We start from the raw sequence: 22,811 nt of genomic DNA, 5'->3' as shown, positions 1-22,811 counted from the left end.
CTTTCGTACGGGCGTTCGTGATTACGGTGCGCATTCGAACGATGTCGCAGCGTGCAATCGAGTGAGCCTACTATCCCTTCGCGTCCGCTTTCCGGCACTTGCTGAATATGACACGGCGATGATCCGGTCGGACTAAGCTCGCCCGCAGCGCACCGGCTTGAGGTGAATTCGTGCGCTTGTTCCCCCATGTGTGGAAAGTCCGACAGTTTCATGACATACCCCCCTGCACGTTCCCCTGAACCCCAGCCGACTCCTGTCAGAAGGCCTACATGGTGAGTGTTCAATCCCCCCCTGTTCGCGGTGAACTTCCCTACGCGCGCCTGCTGTTGCTGCCCGCCATAGCGATGGCCGCGGCGACCGGAGCCGCCGTCGCCCTGGTGTCGGCGCCGGCCCGGCTCGCCGTCGGCTGGCTGGGTGGCATCGCCACGGTGCTGGTCCTCGCCATGGCGGTCGTAGCGGTGCGTCGCGGCCGTGCGCTGCGCAGGCAGCAGGATGAGCACGCCCGTCACAGCGCGTCGCTGGAACAGCGGATCGCCGCCCACGAGAAGGAGTTCTTCCGTTTCGCCCGGGAGATCTTCCCCGCCGCGCTCAACCTGCTGCACACCGGAGAATCCCCCAGGGAGGTGATTCGCAAGCTCGGTCTGCGCAACCCCGAGTACCGCGACCTCCCGAAGCCGCTGCACGAGACGCTGCTGACGGTCCTGAAGATCGTCGACCACGAAGTGGTCATGCGGGACGCCGCCGCGCGCTCCTTCGTCAGTGTCGCCCGCCGCGTGCAGGCGATCATCCACCAGCAGGCCGAGGAACTGCGGGAGATGGAGGAGGACCACGGCCGCAACCCCGAGGTCTTCGACGACCTGCTGCGCATCGACCACGGCAACGCCCTGATCGGCCGCCTCGCCGACTCCGTCTCCGTCCTCGGCGGCGGCCGCCCCGGCCGTCAGTGGCCCGAGCCGGTGTCCCTCTACAGCACGCTGCGCGGCGCCATGTCCCGCATCCTGGAGTACCGGCGCATCCAGCTGGCCTCCATCGCGAAGGTCAGCGTCAAGGGCATCTACGTCGAGCCGGTCATCCACGCGGCCGCCGAGCTCCTCGACAACGCCACGCGCTACTCGCCGCCCCAGACCAAGGTCCACGTCACCGCCACCGAGGTGCAGACCGGTGTCTGCATCGAGATCGAGGACGGCGGCGTCAACCTCAACGAGGAGGCCCGGGCCCGGATCGAGGGCATGCTGGAGGCCGCCAAGGCCGGCGTCGACCTCCAGGACATCGGCGAGCACCCGCGCCTGGGCCTGGCCGTCGTGGGCCGTCTGTGCACGGCGTACAACATGGAGGTCTCGCTGCGCGCCTCCGCCTACGGCGGGGTCCGGGCCATCCTCATCGTGCCGAGCGAGATGATCACCCACGCGCCCGGTGTGGGCCTCGCCCACGGCATCGGCGCCACCGGCATCCCCATGACCGTCGGCATCCCCGAGGGGCCCAAGCGCACCCCGAAGAAGCGCCGTCCCACCATGCCGAAGCTCCCCGCCGCGGTCGCCCTGGAGGACGACGACGTCCCCGAGGTCACCGAGTGGACGGCGAACGGCCTGCCGCAGCGCCGCAGCCGGGTGAAGATGCCGCTCGCCGAACGGCTCGCCCAGCAGGCCGCCTACGAGAAGGAAGACCGCGAGGCCGAGGAGCGGGGCGAGTACAACCCCTGGGCGGCGGCCAAGGAGCCCGAGGTGCCGCCGCTGCGCGACATGAGCGCCCCCGACGCCCCCGGCAAGGGCCTGGAGGCCTTCTGGGAGGGGCTCAAGCAGGGCATCGAGCCCGGCACCCACCCGACCGACTTCATCCGCAACCCCACCAAGTACCTGCACCTGCTCAACGACCCGGCCCCCACCGAGGCCGATGACGAGGGGGATCTCAAGTGATCCAGCAGCGAGGCAACTTCGACTGGATGCTCAAGCAACTCGCCGACGGCGTGCCGGGCATCGAGATGATCGTGGTGCTCTCCGCCGACGGCCTGCGCATCGCCCGCTACGGCGGCGAGCCCGACGCGGCCGACCGGGTCGCCGCGGCCTGCGCCGGCCTGCAGTCCCTGGCGAGCAGCGTCTGCCAGGAACTCACGGTCGGCGACGGCGAGATGAAGCTCGTCATGATCGAGATCGACCGCGGCTACTTCTACCTGATGAACGCGGGGGCCAACGCCTTCCTCGCGGTGCTCTCCGACGTGCGGTGCGAACCCGGCCGGATGAGCGCCATGATGCGTGACCTCGTCGTCCGCATCGGCGGCCACCTGACCAGTCCGCCCCGGCGGAACGGGCAGATCGTATGACCCCTCCGCAACGCCAGAGGCGCAGCCCCGCGCCCGAACCGCCCCCGCAACCCGCCCAGCAGGGCGAGGGGAAGGTCAGGAATCCCGAGCGGATGTACGTGGTGGCGGGCCCGGACGGGGAACGGGCCGAGCTCGACCTGGTGACCTTAATCGTGGCGCGGGCCACGGACCCGCCGCCCTCCGCCTCCCCCGAGCAGGCGGCGCTGCTCCGGCTCTGCGCCGCCCCGCTGTCCGTGGCCGAACTGTCGGCCTACCTCCACCTGCCGTTCAGCGCGATGGGCGTCCTGCTCACCGAGATGCTGACGGCGGAACTGGTACAGGCGCGTGCCCCCATCGTCCGCAAGGCGCGTTCCGACCGTTCCCTTCTCGAAGCGGTGATGAATGGACTTCAAAGGCTCTGACACCATCCCGGGCCCCCGGGCCGAAGACCAGCTGCCCCACACGGCGCAGGCCGCGGCCAAGATCGTGATCGTGGGTGGCTTCGGCGTCGGCAAGACGACCATGGTCGGCTCGGTCAGCGAGATCACACCGCTGACCACCGAGGAGACCATGACGCAGGCCGGCATCGGTGTCGACGACAACTTCGGTTCCGCGTCCAAGACGGCCACCACCGTCGCCATGGACTTCGGCCGCATCAGCATCACCGAGCAGCTCGTGCTCTACCTCTTCGGCACGCCCGGACAGCAGCGCTTCTGGTTCCTGTGGAACGGCCTGTTCGAAGGCGCGCTCGGCGCGGTGGTCCTGGTGGACACCCGCCGGCTGGAGGTGAGCTTCGACGTCATGGGGCGCCTGGAGGAGCGCGGCGTGCCCTTCGTGGTCGCCATCAACACCTTCCCCGACGCGCCCCGTTACGACGTCGAGGAACTGCGCACGGCCCTCGACCTCACCCCGGACATCCCGATCATGGAGTGCGACGCGCGCCGCCGGGCCTCCAGCCGGGACGTCCTGATGACGCTCATGCGCTTCCTGCACTCCCTCGCCATGCAGGGCGCGAGCACCTGATCCCGTTCCGACCCTCACACCTGCCCCAGACACCTGGAAAGCTCCGGAGCGACCACTGTGACGCCTGAATCCCACGCCCCGACCGGTACGGACGGACCCCGGCTCGAACCGCCCCCCGGCTGCCCCGCGCACGGCCTCGGGCCCGGGGGGCTGCACCGGCTGCACGAGTCGGAGGACCTGGGAGCGCTGTACGAGCAACTGCGCGAGGAACACGGCCCCGTCGCGCCCGTGCTGCTCCACGACGACGTGCCGATCTGGATCGTCCTGGGCCACACCGAGAACCTGCACATGGTGCGCTCGCCCTCGCAGTTCTGCCGGGACAGCCGCATCTGGACCCCGCTGCGGGAGGGGCTGGTCAAGCCCGACCACCCGCTGATGCCGCACATCGCCTGGCAGCCCATCGCCTCGCACGCCGAGGGCGACGAGCACAAGCGGCTGCGCGGCGCGGTGATGGGCGCCATCTCGACCATCGACTTCCGCAGCCTGCGCCGCTACATCAACCGCAGCACGCAGGTCATCGTCAACCGCTTCTGCGAGCAGGGCGAGGCCGACCTGGTCGGTCAGTTCACCGAGCACCTGCCGATGGCCGTGATGTGCGAGATCCTCGGCATGCCCGACGAGTACGACGACCGGCTCGTCGAGGCCGCCCGCGACGCGCTCAAGGGCACCGAGACCGCCATCGCCAGCCACACCTACGTGATGGAGGCGCTGAGCCGGCTCACCGCGCACCGCCGCGCCCAGCCCGAGGAGGACCTCGCCAGTTACCTGATCACCCACCCCGCCCGGCTGACCGACGACGAGGTCAGGGAGCACCTGCGCCTGGTCCTCTTCGCCGCCTACGAGGCCACCACGAACCTGCTGTCCAACGTGCTGCTGACGGTGCTGATCGACCCCCGCTTCCGGGCCCAGCTCAACGGCGGCCAGATGACGGTGCCGGAGGCGGTGGAGCAGTCGCTGTGGAACGAGCCGCCGTTCAGCACGGTCTTCGCCTACTTCGCCAAGCAGGAGACGGAGCTCGGCGGGCAGCGCATCCGCCGGGGCGACGGGCTGCTGTTCGCCCCGCTCCCGGCCAACGTGGACCCCAGGGTGCGGCCCGACCTCAAGGCCAGCATGCAGGGCAACCGCTCCCACCTGGCGTTCGGCGGCGGCCCGCACGAGTGCCCGGGGCAGGACATCGGCCGTTCCATCGCCGACGTCGGCGTCGACGCGCTGCTGCTGCGGCTGCCGGACGTCGAACTCGACTGCGACCAGGACGAGCTGCGCTGGACGGCGTCCATCGCCTCCCGGCACCTGGTGGAACTGCCGGTGCAGTTCTCGCCCAAGCCGCCGCAGGACGTGTCGGAGACGCCGCACCACAAGGCGGTGCCCACCCAGCGGTCCGACTGGCAGATCAGCATCTCCTCGTCGGAGCCGCAGCCCGCGCCGGTGGCGGCGCAGCCCCAGCCCCAGCCTCAGCCGCAGCCCGAACCGGCTCCCGCGCAGCCGCAGCCCGTCATGGTGCCCCCGCCGCCCGCGGCACCGGAGCCGGTGCGCCGCAAGGGCGTCTGGCCGCGCTTCCTGCTCTGGTGGCGCGGCTACTGACCAACCCGGCCGTCGTACGTCCCGGCGGCCCACCGGTCGTAGGAGGCCCAGGCCGCGAGCGTCCGGCCGCTGCGGAACCGGCGCTCCTCGCCCGTGACCGGGTCGGTGAACTCCAGCCCCCGGGCCAGCAGTTGCAGCGGGCGCCGGAAGTCACCGGCCGGTACGGGCCCGGTCACCTCGGGGTAGAGCGGGTCGCCGAGGATCGGCACGCCGAGCGCGGTCATGTGCACGCGCAGCTGGTGGGTCTGGCCGGTGCCGGGGACCAGCCGGTAGCGCGCCAGAGCGGGCGTGCCCTCCGGGTCCGTTCCCGCCGGGCGGTGTCCGGCGAGTTCGACGTGGCTCTCCGCGTTGGGCTCGCCCGGCACCTCCCGGGCGGTCAGCACCCCGCGCTCCTTCACGATCCGGCTGCGGACGGTGCGGGGCAGGACGAGGCCGGGGTCGTAGGGGGCGACGGCCTCGTACTCCTTGCGGATCCGCCGGTCGCGGAAGAGCGTCTGGTAGGCGCCCCGTTCCCCGGGGCGGACGGTGAACAGCACCAGTCCGGCGGTGAGCCGGTCCAGACGGTGCGCGGCGCTCAGCGTCGGCAGGTCCAGCTCCCGGCGCAGCCGCGCCAGCGCGGTCTCGGCGACGTGAGCGCCGCGCGGGGTGGTGGCGAGGAAGTGGGGCTTGTCGGCGACGACGATGTGCTCGTCCCGGTGCACGACCTCCAGGGGGAAGGGCACCGGCGCCTCGGCGGGCAGTTCGCGGTGGAACCACACGAACATGCCGGCTTCGTAGGGCGCGTCCGCCGCGACGGGCCGTCCGTCCGCCCCGACGATCAGCCCCGCTTCGAACATGCCGTCGACGGTTCCGTCTCCCGCGCCGGTCAGCCGCTCCACCAGGTGCTCGCGCACCGTGGCCCACGGGCCGGCGGCGGGCAGCCGCACCCGCACGGGGTCCACCCCGTGGCGCTGCGGCAGGGGAGAGGGCGGGGTGCGGGGCTTGCGTCTCATCGCGGCCCAGCGTACGGAAGCGCACCGGCTCGCCGGCATCGGGTGTGCGGGGCCGGGGGAGGTCAGGCGGCCGGCGCGCTTTCCTGCTCCGCCTCGATGCGCGCGTTCCACTCCCGCTTCGAGGCCTGCCAGCCGTCCTCGTTGTGGCCGAGGCGCCAGTAGCCGGAGATCGACAGGTCCTCGCGCGGGATGCCGCGCTCGACCCGCAGCAGTCGCCGCAGCTCCTTCACGAAGTGCGCCTCGCCGTGCACGAAGGCCTGCATCCGGCCCGCGGGGAAGTCCAGGCCCCGCACGGCCTCCAGCAGCGCCTCACCGACCGGCCGGGCACCGCGGTGCAGCCAGACGACCTCCACATCGGAGTCGATCTTCTGCTCCTCGTCGGGGCCGGAGATCTCCACGAAGGCATGCGCCCTGGCCCCGTGCGGCAGCGCCTCCAGGGCACGGGCGATGGCGGGCAGCGCGCTCTCGTCCCCGACGAGCAGATGCCAGTCGGCCCGCGGGTCGGGCGCGTAGGCGCCACCGGGTCCCATGAAGAACACCGTCTCACCGGGCTGGACCCGCGCGGCCCACGGGCCGGCCAGCCCCTGGTCCCCGTGGATGACGAAGTCCAGCGTCAGCTCACGGTGCTCGGCGTCCCACTGGCGCACCGTGTACGTCCGGGTCACCGGCCACTGTTCGCGCGGCAGCTCCTCGCGGATCCGCTGCGGGTCGAAGGGCTCCGGGTAGGTCACGCCCGCGGGCGGGAACAGCAGCTTCACATAGTGGTCGGTGCACGTGTCGGCCGCGAAGTCGGCGAGGCCCTCACCGCCGAGGACGACCCGCTGCATGTGCGGGGTCAGCCGCTCGGTGCGGACGACCTGAGCGGAGTGCGGCTTGCGCGGCTGGCGTCCCGGTCGCTCTGCCATGAGGACCTCCCTGTGTGACACATGGTTAGGGTTACCTAAGTTAGCACCCCGTCCCCGCTTCACACCTCTCGTACACGAAGTCACGCCCCACTCTCATCCGCCGGTCGCCCCGAGCGTCGTCAGCAGGCGCTCCAGCGACCCGCCCAGCCCCCAGCGGGCCGCCAGGTCCTGCAGCGCCGCCGGATCCCGGGGGGTCCGCGGCAGCGCCGTCGGCACGTCCGGCAGCGGCACGTCGTCCGCGACCCGGACCACCTTCGGCGCGACCGCGAGGTACGGGCGGGCCTCGTCCAGTCGCCTGCGCTGCGTCGGCGTCAGCTTCGACCGCCGGTCGTCGACCGCCGCCAGGATCCCGGCCAGGTCCCCGTACTCGGCGAGCAGCTTGGCGGCTGTCTTCTCGCCGACTCCGGGCACCCCCGGCAGACCGTCGCTGGGGTCGCCGCGCAGCAGGGCCAGATCCGCGTACCCGCTCCCGCCGACCCCATACTTCGCACGCAGCACCGCCTCGTCGGTGAGCTGCAGCGTGCCCACGCCCTTCAGCGGGTACAGCACCCGCACCCCGCGCGCGTCGTCCACCAACTGGTAGAGGTCGCGGTCGCCCGTGACGATGTCGACCGGGCCCTTGGCCCGCGCGGTGAAGGTGCCGATCACGTCGTCCGCCTCGTACCCGGCGACGCCGACCCGGGCGATCCCCACCGCGTCCAGCACCGCCTCGATGACCGGCACCTGCGGCGACAGCGTGTCGGGCACCTCCTCCTCGTCCGGGCCGGCCGCGTGCTCCTCGGCGACGCGGTGGGCCTTGTAGGAGGGGACGAGCTCCACCCGCCACTGCGGCCGCCAGTCGGCGTCCATGCAGGCGACCAGGGCGTCCGGCCGGTGGTCCCTGATCAGGCGGTCGATGAAGTCGAGCAGCCCGCGCACGGCGTTCACCGGCGTGCCGTCCGGGGCCTTGACCGACTCGGGCACGCCGAAGTAGGCGCGGAAGTACAGGGAGGCGGTGTCGAGGAGCATCAGTCGTCCGGTCACGCCACGCATCATGCCGTACCCCACCGACAGCCGGTCGCCGCTGCGCAACGCGTTGCGCCCTGCGCGTCCTGTGTGAACCGCCCCACCTTTCCGTTTGCCGGGGGAGATCGGGGGGAGGCGCGGCCCCGGAGCGAGGCTGGTTGCGCATTTCAACTGTTGCGCCCGGTCCTCGCTCCGTCCTGTTGCCGAGGAAACAGAGGTGCACGTGTCAGCGACCCTAGAGGCAGAGAGCCTGTACAAGGTGTTCGGCAGGAGACCGGACCGGGCGGTCGAGCGGCTCCGCGAGGGAGCCGACCGCGAGGAACTGCGCGCCGAGGGCACGACCGCCGCGGTGATCGACGCGTCCTTCACCGTGGAGCCCGGCGAGATCTTCGTCGTCATGGGCCTGTCCGGCTCCGGCAAGTCCACCCTGCTGCGGATGCTGAACGGCCTGCTCGAACCGACCGCGGGACACGTGCGCTTCGACGGCCAGGACCTGACCGCGCTGAGCGGCCGCGAGCTGCGCGAGGTCCGCTCGAAGAAGATCAGCATGGTGTTCCAGCACTTCGCGCTCTTCCCGCACCGCAGCGTCCGCGAGAACGCCGCCTACGGTCTGGAAGTGCAGGGCGTGCCCCGCGCCGAGCGCGAACGCCGCGCCGACGAGGCGCTCGCCCTGTGCGGCCTGGCCGGCTGGGAGAAGTCCTGGCCCGACGAGCTGTCCGGCGGCATGCAGCAGCGCGTCGGCCTCGCCCGGGCCCTGGCCACGGACGCCGACCTGCTGCTGATGGACGAGTCCTTCAGCGCCCTGGACCCGCTGATCCGCCGCGACATGCAGGACCAGCTGCTGGAGCTCCAGCAGAAGCTCAAGAAGACGATCGTCTTCATCACGCACGACCTGAACGAGGCCATGCGCCTGGGCGACCGCATCGCCGTCATGCGCGACGGCCGCGTCGTCCAGAACGGCACCGCACAGGACATCCTGCTGCGGCCCGCCAACGACTATGTCGCCTCCTTCACCCAGGACGTCGACCGCTCCCGGGTGCTCACCGCCGGTGAGCTCATGGACCCCTCGGTCACCGCCGCCGACCCCGGCTGCCACTGCGAGACCGCCACGCCCGACACCCCGTTCACGGAGCTGTGCGCGATCAGTGCCCGGCTCTCCCACCCGGTCTCCGTCGTGGACCGGGACAACCGGCAGATCGGCGTCGTCCCCCGGCAGCGGCTGGTGGGCTTCCTCGGCGACGAGCAGGACACCGCCCCGCGGCCCTGCGACTCCCCGCGCGACAAGGACGCAGAGAAGGTGACCGCCCGTGCCTAGGATCCAGCTCGGCACCTGGGTCAACGACGCGGTCGACTGGCTCACCACCCACATGGCGTGGCTGTTCGACTTCTGCAAGACCGTCTTCCTCGGCCTGTACGACGGCATCAACGCCGTCCTGCAGGCCCCGGAACCGCTGCTGCTCGCGGGCATCTTCGCCGTGATCGCCTTCTGGCTGCGCGGCACCCTCGCCGGTGTCCTCGCCTTCGCCGGATTCGCGTTCATCGACTCCCTGGAACTGTGGGAGAACGCGATGATCACCCTGGCGCTCGTCCTCGTGGCGACCGTCATGGCCCTGGTGATCGCCCTGCCCGTGGGCATCTGGGCGGCCCGCTCCGACCGCGTCAGCGGCCTGGTCCGGCCCGTGCTGGACTTCATGCAGACGCTGCCCGCGATGATCTACCTCATCCCGGCGATCCTGTTCTTCGGCACGGGCGCCCCGGCGGGCATCGTCGCCACCCTGATCTTCGCGCTCGCCCCGGGCGTGCGCATGACCGAGCTGGGCATCCGGCAGGTCGACAAGGAACTGGTCGAGGCGGCCGAGGCGTTCGGCACCACGCCGCGCAACACACTGCTGCGCGTCCAGCTCCCGCTGGCCCTGCCCACCGTCATGGCCGGGGTCAACCAGGTAATCATGCTGGGCCTGTCCATGGCCGCGATCGCCGGCATGGTCGGCACCGGCGGCCTCGGCGGCGACGTCAACGAGGCCATCGGCCAGCTCAACGTGGGGCTCGGTGCCGAGGCCGGCGTGGCCATCGTGATCCTCGCGATCTACCTCGACCGCATGACCAGCGCCCTGGGCACCCAGGTCTCCCCGCTGGGCCGCCGCGCCGCCGCCAAGCTGCGCGCCGCCCAGGGGCTGAGGATCTGGTCCTACCGGCCCCGCCCGGCCGTCGCCGTGATCGGCGTCGTCGTCCTCGCGCTCGCCGCGGGCGGCATGGGCGTCCTCGGCGGTGGCGGCACCGGCACCGGGGCCGCGGCGAACGGCGGGAACGTCGGCCAGGGCAAGAAGATCAGCATCGGCTACATCCCCTGGGACGAGGGCGTCGCCTCCACCTTCCTGTGGAAGGAGATCCTGGAGCAGCGCGGCTACGAGGTCGAGGCCAAGCAGTTCGACACGGGCCCGCTCTACACCTCCCTCGCCCAGGGCGACGTCGACTTCCAGACCGACGCCTGGCTGCCCACGACCCACGCCCAGTACTGGAAGAAGTACGGCAAGCAGCTCGACGACCTGGGCGCCTGGTACGGCGAGACGTCCCTGGAGCTGTCCGTGCCCTCCTACATGAAGGGCGTCGACTCCCTGGAGGACCTCAAGGGCAAGGCGTCGCGGTTCGGCGGCAGGATCACCGGCATCGAGTCCAGCGCCGGCGAGATGGCCCTGCTCAAGAGCAAGGTCCTCAAGGAGTACGGCCTGGACAAGGAGTACGAGGTCGTCGACAGCTCCACGCCCGCGATGCTGGCCGAGCTGAAGCGCGCCTACGCCCAGAAGAAGCCGATCGTCGTCACGCTCTGGTCGCCGCACTGGGCGTACAACGACTACGACCTGAAGAAGCTGAAGGACCCGAAGGGCGCCTGGGGCGAGGGCGACGGCGTGCACACCCTGTCCCGCAAGGGCTTCGCCGAGGACGACCCGACGGTCGCCCGGTGGCTGAAGGACTTCAGGATGAGCGAGAAGCAGCTCACCAGCCTCGAAGCCGGGATCAACAAGGCGGGCAAGGGCCGGCAGCAGGACGCCGTGCGCGCCTGGCTGAAGCAGAACCCCGGCGTCGTCGACGAGCTCGCCCCGGTGAACACCCAGGGCGGCACGCCCGCCGAGGCCGAGCAGCCCCTGGACGTGGCCTGGTTCCCCTGGGACGAGGACATCGCCGTCACCTACCTGTGGAAGAACGTCCTGGAGCGGCGCGGCTACCGGCTGAACCTCAAGCAGATGGACGTCGGCCCGGTCTACACGGGTCTGGCCTCGGGCGACCTCGACCTCAACTTCGACGCCTGGCTGCCCCACGCCCAGAAGAACTACTGGGAAAAGAACAAGGACCGGCTCGAGGACCTCGGCACCTGGTACGAACCGACCTCCCTGGAGATCGCCGTGCCGTCGTACGTCAAGGGCGTCGACTCCCTGGAGGACCTCAAGGGCAGGTCCGGCACCTTCAAGGGCAGAATCATCGGCATCGAGCCCGGGACCGGCGAGATGGACCTGCTGAAGAACAAGGTCCTGCCCGGCTACGGCCTCGACGAGGAGTACGAGGTCGTCGACGGCTCCACCCCGGCCATGCTGGCCGAGCTGAAGCGCGCCTACGCCAAGAAGGAGCCGATCGCCGTCACCCTGTGGTCGCCGCACTGGGCGTACAGCGACTACGAGCTCACCAAGCTGAAGGACCCGAAGAAGGCCTTCGGCGAGGGCAACACGATCCGCACCATCTCCAACGAGGAGTTCCCCGAGCAGTACCCGCAGCTCACGAAGTGGATCAAGAACTTCAGGATGAGCGAGGAGGAGCTCGGCAGTCTGGAGAGCGAGATCAAGGACCGCGGCCAGGGCCATGAGGAGGAGGCCGTCGCCGCGTGGCTGAAGCGGCACCCGGACATGGTGAACCGCATGACACCGCAGTAGGGTTCCGGGGTGGGACGCGCGACACGCCCGCGTCCCGCCCCGCACCCCCGGATCCACGATCAGGATCCGGACAACCACAGAGCGCTACACCAGCCCCCGAACCCCCTCTCCCTCCCTGTTCCTCCCGTAGGAGGAATCCCCGCCCCGGCCCCGGGACGGCGGATCCCCTGGCGCGAACTGTGAGGTCGCGTCCCACCCCGGACGACGTCGATGTGACGGGCACGGGAAACGGTTTGCCGAACATGCGTAGGGTGCAGACAACTCCACAGGAGCCGCGCGCCGGGCCATCGGCGCACGGGACGCGGATCGACGGGCGAAGGAGGGAGCCGGAGCGATGGGCGACCACAAAGAGCAGCCCCTGCGGGTGGGCGCGGCCGTGCGCCGGCGGCGCCGCGCGCTGGAGCTCACGCTCGCCGTCGTGGCCGAGCGCAGTGGCCTGTCGGTCCCGTTCCTGAGCCAGGTCGAGAACGACCGGGCGCGGCCCAGCACCAGTTCCCTGGAGAAGGTCGCCGACGCCCTGCGCACCACCGCCGTCGAACTGCTCGCCGCCGCCGACCCGGCCTGCAGCGTGGACGTCGTCCGCGCCGACGGCGCCGAGCCGCCGTCCCACCGGCCGCGGACCCGGTCGCTGGTGCGCGGCCACCACCAGATGCACGCCTCCGAGTTCACCGGCGACCATGACGCGGGCCGGGAATTCCAGTACCGCAACGACCAGTTGATGTACGTCGCGGACGGTGCCGTCGAGGTCGAGGCGGAGGGCCGCGCCTACCGGCTCGGCCGCGGCGACACGCTGTACCTCACCGGTGGGGTGCGGCACCGCTGGCGGGCGGCCGAGTCGGACACGCGCGTGATCGTCGTCGCCGTGGCGGAGCACATCGAGGCGGTCCGGGACCGGCCACGCCGGTGAGGGTCGTCTCGCTGGTCCCCTCACTGACCGAGGCCGTCGCCCGGTCCGCGCCCGGGGTCCTGGCCGGCGTCACCGACTGGTGCACCCATCCGCCGGACCTCGACGTCGTCCGGGTCGGCGGCACCAAGAACCCCGCGACCGGCCGGATCGTCTCCCTCGCGCCCGACCTGGTGATCGCCAACGAGGAGGAGAACCGCGAGCCCGACCTGGCGGCCCTGCGCGATGCGGGCGTGGAGGTCCTGGTGACGGAGGTCCGCGACGTGCCGCAGGCCTTCCGCGAACTGGACCGGGTCCTGCGGGCCTGCGGGGTCACGGCCCGGCCCCGCTGGCTGGACGAGGCCGAGGAGACCTGGTCGGCCCTGCCGCCGCCGGAGATCCGCCGCACGGCACTCGTGCCGGTCTGGCGCCGCCCGTGGATGGTCCTGGGCCGCGACACCTTCGCCGGCGACGTCCTGGCCCGCCTCGGCGTCGACCACCTGCACGCGGCGCACCCCGAGCGCTACCCCCGCCTGTCGCCGGCGGAGCTGCGCGCGGCGGCGCCGGACCTGGTGGTCCTCCCCGACGAGCCCTACCGCTTCACGGCCGACGACGGCCCCGAGGCCTTCCCCGGCCTGCCGTGCGCGCTCGTCAGCGGACGGCACCTGACGTGGTACGGGCCGTCGCTGGCCGAGGCGCCCCGGGTCCTGGGCCGGGCCCTGCGAGCAGCTCGCCCCTGAGCAGCCCGCGCACGGTGCCCGCGACGGCCGTGCCCCAGGCGGCGACCAGCAGCCCGTACAGCACGACGGCGGGCCCCGCGTAGGCCACCAGCCCGGTGTGCCGCCCCAGCGCCTCGGCGCCCGTGACGCAGGTGCCCACCGGGAAGGTGAACGACCACCAGGTCATCGCGAACCGCATCCCCCGCCGCCGGGCCCGCCACACATGCACACCGGCCAGGCAGAACCACAGCAGCGCGAACCCCATGACGGGCACGCCGTACAGCACGGCGAGGGCGGCGAAACCCTGGGCGCAGGGCTCCGGTACCACCCCGGGGGCGACGTCGGCGAAGGCGCCGACGGCGGTCGTGGACTGGCCGAGCGGGCCCAGCACCAGGAACAGCGTCGGGGTGAGGGCCAGGGGCAGCGGCCCGCCGGTGAGCAGCCGGGCGAAGACCAGGGGCAGCATGAGCAGGGTGGCGAGCAGGCTCAGCCCGAACAGCGCGAGGCAGCCGAGCAGCAGCGTCTCCCGGGCCTGGCCGGCCGGCAGGTGGGGCACCAGCTGGGGTCCCACGGCGGCCGACACCATGGGCGCGACCAGCGGCAGCAGCCACACCGGCGTGGCCTGCCCCGGCCCGACCCGGTGGCGGACGGCCATCAGGTACGGCACCGCCACCGCGGCCGCCAGTCCCAGCGCCGTACCGGCGGTGAACAGCACGGCGTCGAGCAGCACCGCCGCCCGCAGGCCGATCAGGTCCCGGCCGACGGCCAGGGCACCGCCGCCGACGGCCAGCAGGGCCATGGCGAGACAGCCGTAGAAGGGGGCCGTCGCCGGGTCGAGCAGGTGGGCGCGGGCCTGGTCGCGGTGGCGGGCCCAGTGGGCCGAACGGGCGGCGAGCAGGGTCAGCAGCAGGAGGAGAGACAGGGCCCACACGCCCGCGAGCACGCCGCGCGGCGCGGGGACGGACGGGGGGAGAGCGGCCCCTGCGGTGGCCACGACGGCCGTGCCCATCACGGTGGCGTACCAGTTGGGCCCGAGATGCCGGACGGACAGCGGGTACGCGACGGGCGGGGCTGCGGTGACCATGACTCCACGGTCGGGCCGGGCGGGGCGCACCACCAGGGAGTCCGCCTCTATGGCGACATAAGCTGGCTTTATGAGCAACACGGAGGAGCAGACCGGCCCGTCGGCCGCCGGGTTCCTGGCGCACCGGGTGCCGGACCTCGGGGCCCTGGAGCTGCTGCTGGCGGTGGCGCGGATCGGCAGCCTCGGCGGGGCGGCACGGGAGCTCGGCATCACCCAGCCCGCGGCCAGCAGCCGGATCCGGTCGATGGAACGGCAGCTCGGCGTGGCCCTGGTCGACCGCTCGCCCCGCGGGTCGCGGCTCACGGACGCCGGTGCGCTGGTGACGGACTGGGCGCGGCGGATCGTGGAGGCGGCGGAGGCGTTCGACGCGGGGGCGCAGGCGCTGCGCGACCGGCGTGACTCGCGGCTGAGGGTGGCGGCGAGCATGACGATCGCGGAGTACCTGCTGCCGGGATGGCTGCTCGCGCTGCGGGCGCAGCGGCCCGACACGGCGGTGTCCCTGCACGCGGGCAACTCCACGGTGGTCGCCGAGCGGCTGCTGTCGGGCGAGGCGGACCTGGGCTTCGTGGAAGGGCTGACGGTGCCGACCGGGCTGGACTCGGTGGTCATCGCCCACGACCGGCTGATAGTGGTCACGGCACCGGGGCACCCGTGGGGCCGCCGCGGACGGCCGGTGGCGGCCGCCGAGCTGGCCTCCACGCCGCTGATCCTGCGGGAGAAGGGATCCGGGACGCGCCAGGTGCTGGACGCGGCGCTGGGCGGGCTGGCCCGTCCGCTCATCGAGCTGTCCTCGACGACCGCGGTGAAGGCGGCGGCGGTCGGCGGGGCGGGACCGGCGGTGCTGAGCGAACTGGCGGTGGGGGAGGAACTGGCGATGCGGCGGCTGGTGCGGGTGCCGGTGGACGGGGTGGCCCTGGCCCGGGACCTGCGCGCGGTGTGGCCGACGGGGCACCGCCCCACGGGCCCGGCCCGGGATCTGCTGTCGCTGACGCGGGGCTAGCGGCGTGCGGCGGGCTCGGGCTGGGATGTGTCGTCGCTGAGCCAGGGCTGGCGGCCTGGTGGGGTGCGGGCGCCGGGGCGTCGGCCCTCCACGGGTCGGGCCCGGGGTGTGCTGTCGTTGACCCGGGGCTGGCGGGGTGCGGGCCTCGGGGCAGCGTGCGGCGGGCTCGGGCTGGGATATGTCGTCGCTGAGCCAGGGCTGGCGGCCTGGTGGCGTGCGGGCGTCGGGGCACCGGCTCCCTCACGGGCCCGGCCCGGGATGTGCTGTCGCTGACCCGGGGGCTGGCGGGGTGCGGGCCTCGGGGCAGCGTGCGGCGGGCTCGGGCTGGGATGTGTCGTCGCTGAGCCAGGGCTGGCGGCCTGGTGGCGTGCGGGCGTCGGGGCACCGGCTCCCTCACGGGCCCGGCCCGGGATGTGCTGTCGCTGACCCGGGGGCTGGCGGGGCGCGGGCCTCGGGGCAGCGTCCGGCGGGCTCGGCCCGGGATCTGCTGTCGCTGACGCGGGGCTAGCGGGTGCGGGCCTCGGGGCAGCGTGCGGCGGGCTCGGCCCTGATGTGCTGTCGCCGAGCCGCGGCTGGCGGGGCTCCGGTGCGGGTGGCGGGCGTCGCGAGGCCCGGCGTCCGCCGATCGTACGCTCGCCGCAGGGCGGCCCGGCGTCGCCGCCGCGGGTCACCGCGCCGCCGCCTCCACCAGCGCCCGCATCACCCGCACGTCGTCGCCCATCTCCGGGTGCCACTGCACCCCGAGGACCCAGCCCGGACCGGGAAGCTCCACCGCCTCCACGGTGCCGTCCGCCGCGTACGCCGACGGGACCAGGCCCCCGCCGAGCCGGTCGACGGCCTGGTGGTGGTAGGTCGGCACCGACGTCTCCTCGGGCACGATCCCGGCGTACAGCGTGCCCGGCACCGGCTTGACGGGGTGCCCGCCGAACACGCCCACGACCTCCGCGTGCCCGTCGAGGTGCTGCACGAGCGTGCCGCCCAGCGCGACGTTCAGCAGCTGCATGCCCCGGCAGATCCCCAGCAGCGGTACGTCCGCCGCCAGGGCCGCGTCGACCAGCGCCAGCTCCCACGCGTCACGCTCCGGCGCCGGAGGACCCGTCCGCGGTTCGCGCTCGGCGCCGTAGCGCACCGGCTCCACGTCCGGCCCGCCCGCGATGACCAGCCCGTCCAGCCGGGCCACGGCCTCCGCGGCCCGCTCCGGGTCGTCCGGCGGCAGCATCGCGGCCAGGCCGCCCGCCCGCTGCACCAGCCGGGGGTAGCCGACCGGCAGCAGCGCCGCCTCCAGCTCCCACACGCCCCAGCGCGCCCCGGACTCCAGATAGGTGCTGACCCCGATCAACGGCCTGGCCACTGCGGACTCCTCCTCGCTCGACGCCTCAGTCCCGTGCCAACTCTGCCTCGGCCGCGGCCAGGGCCGCGAACTCCTCCTCCGGCGCCTTCGCCACCAGCCGCTTGCGGCTGTACAGGCCGAAGTACGCGACGGCCACGGCGTACACCACCAGCGCGATGAACGCGGCCGTCACATCCACCAGGAACGTCGCCACCAGCGCCGCGCAGGCCAGGACCAGCGCGACCGAGGAGGTCAGCACCCCGCCCGGCGTGCGGTACGGCCGGGGGAGCTCCGGCTCCCGGCGGCGCAGCACGATGTGCGACAGGGACATCAGCGCGTAGGAGATGGTCGCGCCGAACACGGCGATGTTCAGCATGCGGGCGCCGTTGCCGGACACCGCCGCCAGCAGGAAGCCGATCGTGCCGGGCACCAGCAGGCCCAGGTAGGGGGCCTTGCGGCGGCTGGTCAGGGACAGGAAGCGGGGCAGGTAACCGGCCCGGGAGAGGGCGAACAGCTGGCGCGAGCCGGCGTAGATGAGGGAGAAGAAGGAGGCCACCAGGCCTGCCAGGCCCGCGTAGTTCACGATCCGGCTCAGGGTCGTCGCCTCGCCGTCCGGCTGGAGCGCCTCGACCAGCGGGTTGCCCGCCTCCTGGACGGCCGCCGACCCGCGCGCCCCGGCCGCCGCGAAGAACGTCACCACCGCGAGCACCACCAGGATGCCCATCGACCAGCGGATCGCCTTCGGCAGCGTGCGGGCCGGGTCCCGGGTCTCCTCGGCGGCCAGCGGCACCCCCTCGACGCCCAGGAAGAACCACATGCCGAACGGGAACGCCGCCCAGATGCCGAGCAGCCCGAACGGCAGCCAGGAGTTCGACCCGGCGGCCGAGGCGTCCACCGGGATGTCGTCCAGCGTGCCGAAGGAGAAGTCCGGAAGTGCCGCCAGCGCGAACACGACCAGGGCGGCCACCGCGATGCCGGTGACCACGAAGCTGAAGCGCAGCGCCTCGCCCACGCCCCAGAGGTGGATGCCGAGGAAGATCGCGAAGCACACCAGGTACAGCGGCCAGCCCGACTCCAGGCCGAACAGGCCGAGCGACTCGACGTAGTCGCCGATGAAGATGACGATCGCGGCGGGCGCGAGGACGTACTCGATGAGGATCGCCGTACCGGTCAGGAAGCCGCCCCAGGGGCCCAGCGCGCGGCGGGCGAAACCGTAGCCGCCGCCCGCCGTGGGCAGGATCGAGGACAGCTCGGCGAGGGCGAAGACCATGCAGGCGTACATGGCACCCATCAGCACCATGGCGATGGCCAGGCCCCCGAAGCCGCCCTCGGCGAGGCCGAAGTTCCAGCCCGAGTAGTCACCGGAGACGACGTAGGCGACACCGAGACCGGTCAGCAGCACCCAGCCGGCGCTGCCGCGGCGGAGCGCTCTGCGCTCCAGATAGTCGTCGCCCTGGGGGGCGACGGAGGTGGTGGTGGGTTCCTCGGACATGGGCAGACTCCCGACGGGCGGCGGTCACGGGGCCGAGCGCGCTACGACTCAATGGAATGAGGCCATACCTTTGCGGTGCCGACCGAGGGAAGGCAAGACCCGTGCGTTAATCGCCCGTAAATCCTCACAGCGCCCGGCCGCGGCCCGGCTCAGCCCAGGAACCCGCGCAGCAGAGCCGCCGTGCCCCCGCAGTGCTCGCGCATGATCTCCCGCGCCTGGTCGGCGTCGCCCTCGATCACGGCCTCCACCAGGGCCGTGTGCTGCCGCTGGGAGTGCTCCAGGTTGCGCACCAGCAGCGGGATGCAGTCGAGCAGGTCGTTCACGCTCGCGCGCACCGCCGCGTACTGGGCGGTCAGCGTGGGGGAGCCGGACAGCTCGGCGAGGGTGAGGTGCAGCAGCGTGTCCCGGCGCCGGTAGTCGCTCAGCGGCGCGTCGTGCGTGCCCGCCAGCGCCGCGCGCAGCCGTGCCTCCTGGTCCCCCGTCAGGCCGTGCGCCGCGCACAGCCCGGCCGCGCCCACCTCCAGCACCTCCCGGAACCGCAGCACGTCCTCTATGTCGACCTCGGCGATCCGGCGCCGCAGCTCGTCCTCGCCGGCGGCGTCGGCGCGCGGCAGCACGAACGTGCCCCCGTAGCGCCCGCGCCGGGACTCCACCAGCCCCTGGTCCTGGAGCACCTTCAGCACCTCGCGCAGCGTCACCCGGCTGACGCCGAGCCGCTCCGCCAGCTCCCGCTCTGCCGGCAGCCGCTCGCCCCCCGCCACCAGGCCCAGCCGCAGGACCTGGAGGATCTGCTCCAGGGCCTCCTCGAAGCCGTTGCCCGCGCGCACCGGCCGCAGTACCGGCGTCAGCCGGTCCCGCACCCCGCCGGCCGATTCCTCCGGCATGTGGCCGTACCCCCTTCCCAAGCAATGGTTCTCCGCAATACCTTATGGCTCCCGGCTCGCCGAAAGAAGCCGAAGGAGGCTCTCCCGTGGCAGACCGCACACCCCCGCTGAGCGTCGAGGAACTGCACGCCCTCGTCGCCGGCGGTGAGATCGACACTGTCGTCCTGGCCTTCCCCGACATGCAAGGGCGGCTCCAGGGCAAGCGGTTCGCCGCACGCTTCTTCCTCGACGAAGTCCTCCACCACGGCACCGAGGGCTGCAACTACCTGCTCGCCGTCGACACCGAGATGAACACCGTCGACGGCTACGCGATGTCCTCCTGGGACCGCGGCTACGGCGACTTCGCCATGCGTCCGGACCTGGCCACCCTGCGCCGGGTGCCCTGGAACGAGGGCACGGCCATGGTGCTGGCCGACCTCGCCTGGGAGGACGGCTCCCCGGTCGTCGCCGCCCCCCGCCAGATCCTGCGCCGCCAGCTGGAGCGCCTGGCCGAGCTCGGCTACACCGCCCAGGTCGGCACCGAGCTGGAGTTCATCGTCTTCAGGGACACCTACGAACAGGCCTGGGACGCGAACTACCGCGGCCTGACCCCGGCCAACCAGTACAACATCGACTACTCCGTCCTCGGCACCGGCCGCATCGAGCCCCTGCTGCGCCGCATCCGCAACGAGATGGCCGGCGCCGGCCTCACCGTCGAGTCCGCCAAGGGCGAGTGCAACCCCGGCCAGCACGAGATCGCCTTCCGCTACGACGACGCCCTGGTCACCTGCGACCAGCACGCCGTGTACAAGACCGGCGCCAAGGAGATCGCCGCCCAGGACGGCATGTCGATCACCTTCATGGCCAAGTACAACGAGCGCGAGGGCAACTCCTGCCACATCCACCTCTCGCTCGCCGACGCCGACGGCACCAACGCCATGGCCGGGGACGGTGAGGGCGGCATGTCGGACGTCATGCGGCACTTCCTCGCCGGCCAGCTCGCCGCCCTGCGCGAGTTCTGTCTGCTCTACGCCCCCAACATCAACTCCTACAAGCGGTTCCAGCCCGGCTCCTTCGCCCCGACCGCCGTCGCCTGGGGCCGCGACAACCGCACCTGCGCGCTGCGCGTGGTCGGCCACGGCCGCTCGATGCGCTTCGAGAACCGCCTGCCCGGCGGCGACGTCAACCCCTACCTCGCCGTCGCCGGACTGATCGCGGCCGGGCTGCACGGCATCGAGCAGAAACTGGAACTGCCCGAGCCGTGCGCCGGCAACGCCTACACCGCCGGCTTCGCCCACGTCCCCACCACCCTGCGCGAGGCCGCCGAGCTCTGGGAGCACAGCGCCATCGCCCAGGCGGCCTTCGGGGACGAGGTCGTCGCGCACTACCGCAACATGGCGCGCGTCGAACTGGACGCGTTCGACGCCGTGGTGACCGACTGGGAGCTGCGCCGCTCCTTCGAACGTCTGTGAGGCCCCGTTGTCTTCAGAGTCCGCAAAGTCCTCAGAGTCCTCGGTGGTGTCTTCCGAGCACCTGCTGGACGTACTGAACCCCGCCACCGAGGAGGTCGTCGCCGCCGTCGCCGGCGCGAGCCCGGCCGACGTCGACACGGCCGTCGCCCGCGCCGCCCGGGCACAGCGCACCTGGGCCGCCCTCGCGCCCGGCGACCGCGCCCGGCTGCTGCGCCGCTTCGCCACCACCGTCGACGAGCACCTGGAGGAGCTGGCCCGTCTGGAGGTCCGCGAGGCCGGCCACCTGATCGGCAACGCCCGCTGGGAGGCCGGCAACGTCCGCGACCTGCTGGACTACGCGGCCGGGGGAGTGGAGCGGCTCACCGGCCGCCAGATCCCCGTGCCCGGCGGTCTCGACGTCACCATCCTCGAACCGCTCGGCGTGGTCGGCGTGATCGCCCCCTGGAACTTCCCGATGCCGATCGCCGCCTGGGGCACCGCCCCCGCCCTCGCGGCCGGCAACGCCGTCCTCCTCAAGCCCGCCGAGACCACCCCGCTCACCGCCCTGCGCCTGGCCGAACTCGCCCTGGAGGCCGGTCTCCCCGAGCACCTCTTCCAGGTCCTGCCCGGACGCGGCGACATCACCGGCGACGCCCTGGTGCGGCATCCCGGCGTCGCCAAGATCGTCTTCACCGGCTCCACCCGTACCGGCACGCGCGTCGCCGCTGCCGCCGCCGAGCAGGTCAAGCCGGTCACCCTCGAACTCGGCGGCAAGAGCCCCAACGTCGTCTTCGCCGACGCCGACCTGAAGACCGCCGTCGACCCCTTCTCCTTCCTCGACAACTCCGGCCAGGACTGCTGCGCCCGGACCCGCGTCCTGGTCCAGGAGTCCGTGTACGACGAGGTCCGCGACCTGCTCGCCGACGCCCTGTCCGCCGTGGTGGTGGGCGACCCGGCCGACGAGAAGACGCAGATGGGCCCGCTGATCTCCCGGCAGCAGCTCGACCGCGTCCGCGGCTACGTGCCCGATGACGCCCCGGCCCTGCGCGGCAGCGCCCCCGAAGGGCCCGGCTTCTGGTTCCCGCCGACCGTCCTCACCGGGGAGCGGCCCGACTCGCCCGCCGCCCGGGAGGAGATCTTCGGCCCCGTGGCCGTCCTGCTGCCCTTCACCGACGAGGAGGACGCGATCCGCCTCGCCAACGACACCCCCTACGGCCTCTCCGGCTCCATCTGGACCCGGGACATCGGCCGAGCCCTGCGCGTCTCCCGGGCCGTCCGCGCCGGCAACCTGTCCGTCAACTCCCACTCCAGCGTCCGCTACTGGACCCCGTTCGGCGGCTACAAGCAGTCCGGCGTCGGCCGCGAACTCGGCCCCGACGCCCTGGCCGCCTTCACCGAAACCAAGAACGTCTTCATCAGCACGGAGGGCCCCGCACAGTGACTGCCCAGGAAAGCATCTGCCGCCGTCTGGTCGGCCGTACCGCCGTCGTCACCGGAGCCGGCAGCGGCATCGGACTCGCCGCCGCCCGCCGCCTGGCCTCCGAGGGCGCGCACGTCGTCTGCGCCGACGTCGACGAGACCCGCGGCAAGGCCGCCGCCGAGGAGACCGGCGGCACCTTCGTGAAGGTCGACGTCACCGACCCCGACGAGGTCGAGGCCCTCTTCAGGACCGCCCACGACACCTACGGCAGCGTCGACATCGCCTTCAACAACGCCGGCATCTCCCCGCCCGACGACGACTCCATCCTGGAGACCGGCCTGGAGGCCTGGAAGCGCGTCCAGGAGGTCAACCTCACCTCCGTCTACCTGTGCTGCAAGGCCGCCATCCCCTACATGCGGCGCCAGGGCAGGGGCTCCATCATCAACACGGCCTCCTTCGTGGCCAGGATGGGCGCGGCCACCTCCCAGATCTCCTACACCGCCTCCAAGGGCGGCGTCCTCGCCATGTCCCGGGAACTGGGCGTGCAGTTCGCCCGCGAGGGCATCCGGGTCAACGCCCTGTGCCCCGGCCCGGTCAACACGCCCCTCCTCCAGGAACTGTTCGCCAAGGACCCGGAGCGGGCCGCGCGCCGCCTGGTGCACATCCCGCTGGGCCGGTTCGCCGAGGCCGAGGAGATCGCCGCCGCCGTGGCCTTCCTCGCCAGCGACGACTCCTCCTTCGTGAACGCCACCGACTTCCTCGTCGACGGCGGGATCTCGGGGGCGTACGTCACACCCCTGTAAGCCGTGTCCGCGCGGCCCGGGTCCCGGCCTACAGTGCCGGG

20 protein-coding genes are annotated in these 22,811 nt (G+C 72.5%); 13 read left to right on the top strand and 7 right to left on the bottom strand.

Annotated features, from left to right (window positions below; translation table 11 throughout):
* Positions 1-269 precede the first annotated feature (269 nt).
* Genes ACPXCS_RS15705 through ACPXCS_RS15685 form a run of 5 tightly spaced genes read left to right on the top strand, consistent with a single transcriptional unit; the run spans position 270 to position 4,900 of the window.
* The gene (locus ACPXCS_RS15705; protein WP_425949837.1) at positions 270-1,913 is read left to right on the top strand and encodes a sensor histidine kinase; all 1,644 of its coding nucleotides are present in this window, start codon (positions 270-272) and stop codon (positions 1,911-1,913) included.
* Positions 1,910-2,317 carry a roadblock/LC7 domain-containing protein gene (locus ACPXCS_RS15700; RefSeq protein ID WP_010045319.1) on the top strand — a complete coding sequence of 136 codons (408 nt, stop codon included), beginning with the start codon at positions 1,910-1,912 and terminating at the stop codon, positions 2,315-2,317. The genes ACPXCS_RS15705 and ACPXCS_RS15700 overlap by 4 nt, the downstream gene beginning before the upstream one ends.
* On the top strand, positions 2,314-2,718 hold the full coding sequence (locus tag ACPXCS_RS15695; RefSeq protein ID WP_425949836.1) for a DUF742 domain-containing protein: 405 nt from the start codon (positions 2,314-2,316) through the stop codon (positions 2,716-2,718). Before ACPXCS_RS15700 ends, ACPXCS_RS15695 begins: the two co-directional genes overlap by 4 nt.
* Positions 2,699-3,319 carry a GTP-binding protein gene (locus tag ACPXCS_RS15690; RefSeq protein ID WP_425949835.1) on the top strand — a complete coding sequence of 207 codons (621 nt, stop codon included), beginning with the start codon at positions 2,699-2,701 and terminating at the stop codon, positions 3,317-3,319. Before ACPXCS_RS15695 ends, ACPXCS_RS15690 begins: the two co-directional genes overlap by 20 nt.
* Before the next feature lie 57 nt (positions 3,320-3,376).
* Complete coding sequence (locus ACPXCS_RS15685; protein ID WP_425949834.1) at positions 3,377-4,900, top strand: cytochrome P450; 1,524 nt, start codon at positions 3,377-3,379, stop codon at positions 4,898-4,900.
* Here the strand turns inward: ACPXCS_RS15685 and ACPXCS_RS15680 are convergent.
* From ACPXCS_RS15680 to ACPXCS_RS15670, 3 genes are all read right to left on the bottom strand, one after another.
* Positions 4,894-5,892, bottom strand: coding sequence for an RluA family pseudouridine synthase (locus ACPXCS_RS15680; protein ID WP_425949832.1), 999 nt, complete (start codon positions 5,890-5,892; stop codon positions 4,894-4,896). The two genes, ACPXCS_RS15685 and ACPXCS_RS15680, sit on opposite strands and share 7 nt — an antisense overlap.
* 62 nt (positions 5,893-5,954) lie before the next feature.
* Positions 5,955-6,797, bottom strand: a complete 843-nt coding sequence (locus ACPXCS_RS15675; protein ID WP_425949830.1) for a siderophore-interacting protein — start codon at positions 6,795-6,797, stop codon at positions 5,955-5,957.
* A gap of 93 nt (positions 6,798-6,890) precedes the next feature.
* Positions 6,891-7,829 (bottom strand): 5'-3' exonuclease, encoded by a 939-nt coding sequence (locus ACPXCS_RS15670; protein WP_425949944.1) that lies wholly within the window; start codon positions 7,827-7,829, stop codon positions 6,891-6,893.
* A 196-nt stretch (positions 7,830-8,025) separates the two neighbouring features.
* Between ACPXCS_RS15670 and ACPXCS_RS15665 the strand changes: the two genes are divergently transcribed.
* The 4 genes from ACPXCS_RS15665 to ACPXCS_RS15650 all read left to right on the top strand — a co-directional run bounded on the left by ACPXCS_RS15665 (position 8,026) and on the right by ACPXCS_RS15650 (position 13,348).
* Complete coding sequence (locus ACPXCS_RS15665) at positions 8,026-9,117, top strand: quaternary amine ABC transporter ATP-binding protein (RefSeq protein ID WP_425949829.1); 1,092 nt, start codon at positions 8,026-8,028, stop codon at positions 9,115-9,117.
* Positions 9,110-11,725 carry an ABC transporter permease/substrate binding protein gene (locus ACPXCS_RS15660; protein ID WP_425949827.1) on the top strand — a complete coding sequence of 872 codons (2,616 nt, stop codon included), beginning with the start codon at positions 9,110-9,112 and terminating at the stop codon, positions 11,723-11,725. Before ACPXCS_RS15665 ends, ACPXCS_RS15660 begins: the two co-directional genes overlap by 8 nt.
* Positions 11,726-12,059: 334 nt before the next feature.
* Positions 12,060-12,632 (top strand): helix-turn-helix domain-containing protein, encoded by a 573-nt coding sequence (locus ACPXCS_RS15655; RefSeq protein ID WP_425949826.1) that lies wholly within the window; start codon positions 12,060-12,062, stop codon positions 12,630-12,632.
* A complete protein-coding gene (locus ACPXCS_RS15650) occupies positions 12,629-13,348 on the top strand; it encodes a helical backbone metal receptor (RefSeq protein ID WP_425949825.1) in 720 nt (239 codons plus the stop codon). The genes ACPXCS_RS15655 and ACPXCS_RS15650 overlap by 4 nt, the downstream gene beginning before the upstream one ends.
* On the opposite strand, the gene ACPXCS_RS15645 is transcribed toward ACPXCS_RS15650, so the two are convergent.
* Positions 13,260-14,411, bottom strand: coding sequence for a TDT family transporter (locus ACPXCS_RS15645; protein ID WP_425949823.1), 1,152 nt, complete (start codon positions 14,409-14,411; stop codon positions 13,260-13,262). The genes ACPXCS_RS15650 and ACPXCS_RS15645 overlap by 89 nt on opposite strands.
* 70 nt (positions 14,412-14,481) lie before the next feature.
* Between ACPXCS_RS15645 and ACPXCS_RS15640 the strand changes: the two genes are divergently transcribed.
* Entirely contained in the window at positions 14,482-15,411 is a 930-nt protein-coding gene (locus ACPXCS_RS15640) for a LysR family transcriptional regulator (protein WP_425949821.1), read from the top strand.
* 667 nt (positions 15,412-16,078) lie between these two features.
* Here ACPXCS_RS15640 and ACPXCS_RS15635 read toward each other — a convergent pair.
* From ACPXCS_RS15635 to ACPXCS_RS15625, 3 genes are all read right to left on the bottom strand, one after another.
* Complete coding sequence (locus ACPXCS_RS15635) at positions 16,079-16,762, bottom strand: gamma-glutamyl-gamma-aminobutyrate hydrolase family protein (protein ID WP_425949819.1); 684 nt, start codon at positions 16,760-16,762, stop codon at positions 16,079-16,081.
* A 25-nt stretch (positions 16,763-16,787) separates the two neighbouring features.
* Complete coding sequence (gene eat / locus ACPXCS_RS15630) at positions 16,788-18,233, bottom strand: ethanolamine permease (RefSeq protein ID WP_425949818.1); 1,446 nt, start codon at positions 18,231-18,233, stop codon at positions 16,788-16,790.
* A 149-nt stretch (positions 18,234-18,382) separates the two neighbouring features.
* Positions 18,383-19,117, bottom strand: coding sequence for a FadR/GntR family transcriptional regulator (locus tag ACPXCS_RS15625; protein WP_425949816.1), 735 nt, complete (start codon positions 19,115-19,117; stop codon positions 18,383-18,385).
* Positions 19,118-19,203: 86 nt separating this feature from the next.
* On the opposite strand from ACPXCS_RS15625, the gene ACPXCS_RS15620 reads away from it, so the two are divergent.
* From ACPXCS_RS15620 to ACPXCS_RS15610, 3 genes are read left to right on the top strand one after another with little or no spacing between them, the layout of a single operon-like run.
* A complete protein-coding gene (locus tag ACPXCS_RS15620; RefSeq protein ID WP_425949814.1) occupies positions 19,204-20,568 on the top strand; it encodes a glutamine synthetase family protein in 1,365 nt (454 codons plus the stop codon).
* Positions 20,569-20,614: 46 nt separating this feature from the next.
* Positions 20,615-21,988 (top strand): aldehyde dehydrogenase family protein, encoded by a 1,374-nt coding sequence (locus ACPXCS_RS15615; RefSeq protein WP_425949812.1) that lies wholly within the window; start codon positions 20,615-20,617, stop codon positions 21,986-21,988.
* Entirely contained in the window at positions 21,985-22,770 is a 786-nt protein-coding gene (locus ACPXCS_RS15610) for a 3-oxoacyl-ACP reductase (RefSeq protein WP_425949810.1), read from the top strand. The genes ACPXCS_RS15615 and ACPXCS_RS15610 overlap by 4 nt, the downstream gene beginning before the upstream one ends.
* Positions 22,771-22,811: the final 41 nt, after the last annotated feature.

It is taken from the genome of Streptomyces sp. DT190 (assembly GCF_049846985.1).
Classification (GTDB): domain Bacteria; phylum Actinomycetota; class Actinomycetes; order Streptomycetales; family Streptomycetaceae; genus Streptomyces.
Note: the sequence above shows the minus strand (reverse complement) of the source record. Positions and strands in the feature narration are given on the sequence as shown.

Excerpts from the sequence above, each read along its gene's own strand:
- ACPXCS_RS15705 (WP_425949837.1), top strand. The coding sequence starts at position 270 with ATGGTGAGTGTTCAATCCCCCCCTGTTCGCGGTGAACTTCCCTACGCG.
- ACPXCS_RS15695 (WP_425949836.1), top strand. The coding sequence starts at position 2,314 with ATGACCCCTCCGCAACGCCAGAGGCGCAGCCCCGCGCCCGAACCGCCC.
- ACPXCS_RS15690 (WP_425949835.1), top strand. The coding sequence starts at position 2,699 with ATGGACTTCAAAGGCTCTGACACCATCCCGGGCCCCCGGGCCGAAGAC.
- ACPXCS_RS15680 (WP_425949832.1), bottom strand. The coding sequence starts at position 5,892 with ATGAGACGCAAGCCCCGCACCCCGCCCTCTCCCCTGCCGCAGCGCCAC.
- ACPXCS_RS15675 (WP_425949830.1), bottom strand. The coding sequence starts at position 6,797 with ATGGCAGAGCGACCGGGACGCCAGCCGCGCAAGCCGCACTCCGCTCAG.
- ACPXCS_RS15670 (WP_425949944.1), bottom strand. The coding sequence starts at position 7,829 with ATGCGTGGCGTGACCGGACGACTGATGCTCCTCGACACCGCCTCCCTG.
- ACPXCS_RS15655 (WP_425949826.1), top strand. The coding sequence starts at position 12,060 with ATGGGCGACCACAAAGAGCAGCCCCTGCGGGTGGGCGCGGCCGTGCGC.
- ACPXCS_RS15645 (WP_425949823.1), bottom strand. The coding sequence starts at position 14,411 with ATGGTCACCGCAGCCCCGCCCGTCGCGTACCCGCTGTCCGTCCGGCAT.
- ACPXCS_RS15640 (WP_425949821.1), top strand. The coding sequence starts at position 14,482 with ATGAGCAACACGGAGGAGCAGACCGGCCCGTCGGCCGCCGGGTTCCTG.
- eat (WP_425949818.1), bottom strand. The coding sequence starts at position 18,233 with ATGTCCGAGGAACCCACCACCACCTCCGTCGCCCCCCAGGGCGACGAC.
- ACPXCS_RS15625 (WP_425949816.1), bottom strand. The coding sequence starts at position 19,117 with ATGCCGGAGGAATCGGCCGGCGGGGTGCGGGACCGGCTGACGCCGGTA.